The organism is Streptomyces sp. NRRL WC-3549 (assembly GCF_000721935.1).
In the GTDB taxonomy this organism is placed as follows: domain Bacteria; phylum Actinomycetota; class Actinomycetes; order Streptomycetales; family Streptomycetaceae; genus Streptomyces.
In genome coordinates this window covers 54,122-58,762 of record NZ_KL585406.1, presented here as the reverse complement: position 1 = coordinate 58,762, position 4,641 = coordinate 54,122, and the positions used below count along the sequence as shown (strand labels likewise).

Here is a 4,641-nt window from a genome sequence, read left to right as displayed (position 1 = left end):
CCTTGAACTCCGGCGGATAGTTCTTCATGACCACGAGATGTCCGTTCTCAGATCCTCAGGATCCAGTGTCTCGTGTGTCCAACATCAGGGGTCAAGGCCCGGGATACCGGGGGTCCGCGACCGGTCTTTCGACACTGTCGCGGATGCCAAGGCATGGCTGGCCGAGGCACAGACCGACGCACGTCGAGGGGATTTCGTCGACGCGCGAGACGGTGCGATCAGCCTTCGCGAGTACGTCGAGAAGCACTGGTGGCCGTCCCAGGTTCATCCGGCTCAGACGCTGGAAAGCATGAGGCACCGGATCTGGGGACAGGTGCTCCCGCAGCTCGGAGACCTGGCGCTCAGGGACATCGGCGTCGCGGAGCTGCGTAAGTGGTCGGCCGACGTGCAGAGGGCGGTGGCATCGAGCACGGCCTATGTCGCGTGGGTGTACCTCAAGGCGATCATGCAGGCCGCGGTCGAAGACAAGCGGTTGTACCGCAACCCATGCAAGGGCAACAGCTCGATCAAGCCACCGAAGAAGCCGGAGCGCAAGCCTCGCGCCTGGGAGCAGGCCCGTGTCGTCGCCATACGGGAGGCGCTGGCCACCCGGTACCGGATCACGGTCGACCTCGGGGTCGGGTGCGGGCTCCGGCAGGGTGAGGTTTTCGGCTTCAGCCCAGACGATGTCCGCGACGGCTTCGTACACGTGGAGCGGCAGATCCTCATGTACAAGTCGCAGCTGTACTTCGGTCCGCCCAAAGGCGGCAAGGAACGCGACGCACCTCTGCCCCAGGCGATCGCGAAGCGGATGCTCACGCATCAGGAGCATTTCGAACCCATCGAAGTGACCCTGCCGTGGCTGGATCCCGAGGAGCCCGACCTCGCACGCGACGACCGGCGCAAGGTGACGGTCCGGCTGCTCGTCTACACCGGGCGGCGCGGCGCGATCAACCGCACTACCTGGTCGTCTTCGTCTCCTGACCGGCCTCGACACGGCGCATGAACTTTTCCCAGCCGACGGCCGCGCGCTTGCGTAGAGCCCGGCTGGGCGCACCAGGCCGGGGTTCCGGCGGCGCGTACGGGCGGCCGTCCGAGCCGCCGTCGTTCCTCCGGGGTGGTTCGGGGCGGCTCACATGGAAACTCCTCACTGGAAGCGGCGGGTTGCCGTAGTCCGAACGGAACACCAGTCAACGGCTGCCGAGATGAGGTGAACAGGAAAGGCCGCTCTCAACTGTCCGCGGTCACCCGGAAGACTTTGCGTACCCATTACCCGGCGTCTGGCTCCGGAGGTGGGAGTCCGGCTACGTTCTGCCGCATGGGAGCGAACGTCGTCCTGAAGGACCGAATGAGTGAACTCGGTCTTACGCAGGAAGAATTGGCGCGACAGATGAACTCCGCGCTCGAAGCGCTCGGGGGTAAGCCTGGTGACGTATCCGCACGGACGGTGCGGAATCTGGTCAACGGGAGCACCCGCAGGTCGATCGGTCGCACCTGCGCCGCGCTGGAAGCGGTGTTCGGCTGCCCCGCATCGGCTTTAGGGTTCGATCCACCACGTACCGCCGCACCAGCGGAGGGCCCAGTGCATCGTCGTACTTTTCTCGCCGCGGCGACCGGATCAGCCGTCGCTGCGGCTGCCCAGGCGAGTTGCCCCAGGCTGGGGCAGCCGGACGCCGACCGGTTTCACCGGGAGTACACCGAACTCCAGCGGGACGAGCGGCTCGGCGGAGCACGGCGGATCGAGAACCAGGCCGTGGAACTCGCGGCGCGTATCCAGTCCTCGCTCCACGCCGGTGGCATTTCGGACCGCGTTCGGCGTCGCGTGTACCGGCTCGCGTCCGATGTCACGTGTCTGGCGGCCTTCGGGGCCATCGACGCGAGCGCTCCGCAACGTGCCCGTGCCCACTTGGACACGGCCCTCACCCTGGCGGGACTCGCACGTGACGGCGAGGCCATGTACCGGGTCTGGGACCATCTGACGCTTACTTCCAGCCAGCGGGAGAACCACGCCGAAGCGGCGGCCGGCGCGGAGGTGATGAAGCGCGCGCCGACGGCCCGGCGGGACCCGTTGTTCGCGTCGCTGGGACACATGCGGAATGCCAATGCCCTGGCCAGGCTGCGCAGGCCCGGAGAGGCGTTACGGGCCTTGGGGCTTGCGGAGGTGGCCTTCGGCCGGGCGGGGGGCAATCGGCCGTCCGCGTGGATCGCGTTCTACGGCCCGGCCGAGTTCGACGCCTTGTCGTCGTACGTCTGGACGGCGCTTGGTGAACACGAGCGCGCAGAGGCCTGCCTGCACCGCACCCTCGCCGGGATTCCCGGAGACCTGGTCCGCGACAAAGGGCTCTACACGGCGCACCTGTCGCTGTGCCAGGCGAGGCAGGGGGAAGTGGAGCTGGCGTGCGCAACCGGACGGCAGGCTCAAGCGATGCTGCTGTCGGCGTCCGGGTCCCGGCGCGCGGTGAACACACTGAGCAGGACGTGCCAGGTCATCGAGGCGACAGGCACCAGGGCCCCCGAAGTCGTGAGCTGGATCCAGGAGTCACGCCGATGGACCTGAAGTGGTACACGCACGCCGACGCACCAGACGTCCGCTCCTTGCTCCTGGACATACACGACGAGGTCTACGCGGGCGACCCCGACCCGTTCCACTCGCGCGAGAGGTTCTCGTACTTCGTGGACCTCTGGACGGCGCGCGCGGACTGGCGGTGCGTCTCGGGATGGGAGAGCGGCGGTCCGGTCGGGTACGCGTACGGGTCGAGGTTCAGGCCGGGCGGCTGGTGGAAAGGGTCGGACCGGCCCAGGGGGGTGCGCGGCCGGATCTTCGCCCTGTCGGAGCTGATGGTGGTGCCCCGGTGGCAGGGCACGGGCCGGGCGCGGCGGATCCACGACGCGCTGGTCCGGGCGGCCGAAGTCGACTTCGTGACGCTCCTCGTCGATTCCTCGCACCCCGAAGTCCAAGCCCTGTACGAGAGGTGGGGGTACGAGAAGTGTGACGAGGCCAAGCCTTCCGACGACTCCCCCGCGTACGCGGTGATGGTGCGCACCCTGCGGACCGACTGACCGAGGAGACTGACGGGCAAGGGGTGATCGGCCGGACACGCTCGACTGCGGGCACCCGCGGTCGAGGCCGAGAATGTCTGGATCACCGCATCGCGGCGCTTTCGCGCACCGCATGACGAGAGGGGCACCCGCATGAGCGACGGTCGGATCTTCCGTGAGGCGTGGATCGCCGGTGTGACCGAGCACTACCCCGGTGAGCCGAAACCCGGCTACGTCACGCCGTGGGAGGAGACACCCGAGTGGGAGCGTGAGGCCGCCGCAGCCGTGTGCGGGCAGGTGCGCGACTTCCTCAGGGTCAGCGGTGGGCACGCCGCGCGGCTCACCCGTGAGCAGAAGGGGCGCTTCGTCGCCCTCTGCTGGACCGCCCAGATGTTCAAGCACTTCGAGGACCCGAAACCCGGATACGTCGCGGACTGGGACGACCTTCCCGGCTGGCAGCGGGAGACGGACGCGGACATCTTCGAGCGCATCGAACGGTCCGGCTGAGCCCCGAGGTTGCCGTGGCACCGGCCCGGGCCGTCCGGCGGCCACCGCGGTCGGGTGTGACGTGCGGGCGCCCGGGCCGTGCGTCTGGAAGGGGTCCGCCCGGAGCACATCGACCGCGTGGAGGTCCCCGACGCCGGCAAGCGGATCCAGAGCACCCTCACCCGGGCGGGCCGGCTCGACCGCATGGACCTGGACCGACAGTCGGCGTGGCGCTCGGGACCCTCCCGGGCGCCACGCGGCCGGGGACCGACCCCGTGGCCCGGCCCGGCGGGGCGAGCGCGCCACGGGGACGGCCACGGGGCGGCCACGCGGGCCGCCACGGGGCGGCCGGTGGGTTCTCAGCTGCGCTTGAAGAACTCGATCTCGCCGAGTGCGATGGGCTGTTCGCCCACCGGGCCCGCCGCGTCGCGCAGGATCAGCTGTACCGAGACCACGTCGCTGATGCCCATCCGTACCTCCTGCTCGCCCGGCTTGTCGTTGAACGTCACCGTCCGGGTGTCCACCTCGTTGTCCGCCGTGGTCACCCGGAGCTCGGCCCGCACGGGCCGGGCGGTGCTCCTGAACGCCTCGGGTTCCGGGGAGGAGCCGGTGTGCACGACGATGCCCACCAGCCGGAACGGTTCACCGAAGTCGCAGGTCAGTGAGGCGTCGAGGGCGGGGGCGCCCCAGTATGCGTCGGTGAGGCCGTCCGTGGCCGCGCTCGCCGGGTGGCCCGGTGTCTGCGCGCTGGCCGTGACCTCGGTGGGGCTGACCGCCGCGGTGCCGCCGAGCTTGTCGCGGACGTCCTCGAAGACGTAGCGGCCCGCGGGGAGCAGCAGGAAGCCCGTGACGAGGAGCGCGACCACGAACAGCAGCAGGATGCCCCGCCGCAGCCACCTGCCGTCGGAGCCGTTGCGTACTCTGCGGCGGAACGAGCTGAGCCGGGCGGCGCAGCGGCGGCAGAACCGCCGGTCCGGGGCGTTCGGGGTGCCGCAGGCCGGGCACGGGGGGCCGTCCGGGACCTCCTCCGCCGTGACCGGGCGTACGACGGGGCGCTGTACCACCGGTTTCGCGGGCTGCACCGGGAGCACCGGGGCGGGATCTGTCTCTTATACACATCTCTGAGCGGGCTGGCAA

General features: G+C 69.7%; 5 protein-coding genes. 4 read left to right on the top strand and 1 reads right to left on the bottom strand.

What is annotated here, in order from left to right; genetic code table 11:
• The 4 genes from IH13_RS0118890 to IH13_RS0118875 all read left to right on the top strand — a co-directional run.
• Positions 1-985, top strand: a 985-nt coding sequence (locus IH13_RS0118890; RefSeq protein WP_234433331.1) for a site-specific integrase, incomplete at its 5' end; no start/stop codon positions are given.
• 312 nt (positions 986-1,297) lie between these two features.
• Positions 1,298-2,536: a helix-turn-helix domain-containing protein gene (locus IH13_RS0118885; RefSeq protein ID WP_234433330.1), complete on the top strand. Its 1,239-nt coding sequence runs from the start codon at positions 1,298-1,300 to the stop codon at positions 2,534-2,536.
• Positions 2,527-3,039 carry a GNAT family N-acetyltransferase gene (locus IH13_RS0118880; protein WP_031085970.1) on the top strand — a complete coding sequence of 171 codons (513 nt, stop codon included), beginning with the start codon at positions 2,527-2,529 and terminating at the stop codon, positions 3,037-3,039. The genes IH13_RS0118885 and IH13_RS0118880 overlap by 10 nt, the downstream gene beginning before the upstream one ends.
• Before the next feature lie 132 nt (positions 3,040-3,171).
• Positions 3,172-3,525, top strand: a complete 354-nt coding sequence (locus tag IH13_RS0118875; protein WP_031085968.1) for a hypothetical protein — start codon at positions 3,172-3,174, stop codon at positions 3,523-3,525.
• Between the two features lie 338 nt (positions 3,526-3,863).
• Here IH13_RS0118875 and IH13_RS0118870 read toward each other — a convergent pair whose 3' ends face one another.
• Positions 3,864-4,586, bottom strand: a complete 723-nt coding sequence (locus IH13_RS0118870) for a discoidin domain-containing protein (protein WP_031085966.1) — start codon at positions 4,584-4,586, stop codon at positions 3,864-3,866.
• Positions 4,587-4,641: the final 55 nt, after the last annotated feature.

Coding starts and splice junctions, on each gene's coding strand:
- IH13_RS0118885 (WP_234433330.1), top strand. CDS start 1,298: ATGGGAGCGAACGTCGTCCTGAAGGACCGAATGAGTGAACTCGGTCTT.
- IH13_RS0118880 (WP_031085970.1), top strand. CDS start 2,527: ATGGACCTGAAGTGGTACACGCACGCCGACGCACCAGACGTCCGCTCC.
- IH13_RS0118875 (WP_031085968.1), top strand. CDS start 3,172: ATGAGCGACGGTCGGATCTTCCGTGAGGCGTGGATCGCCGGTGTGACC.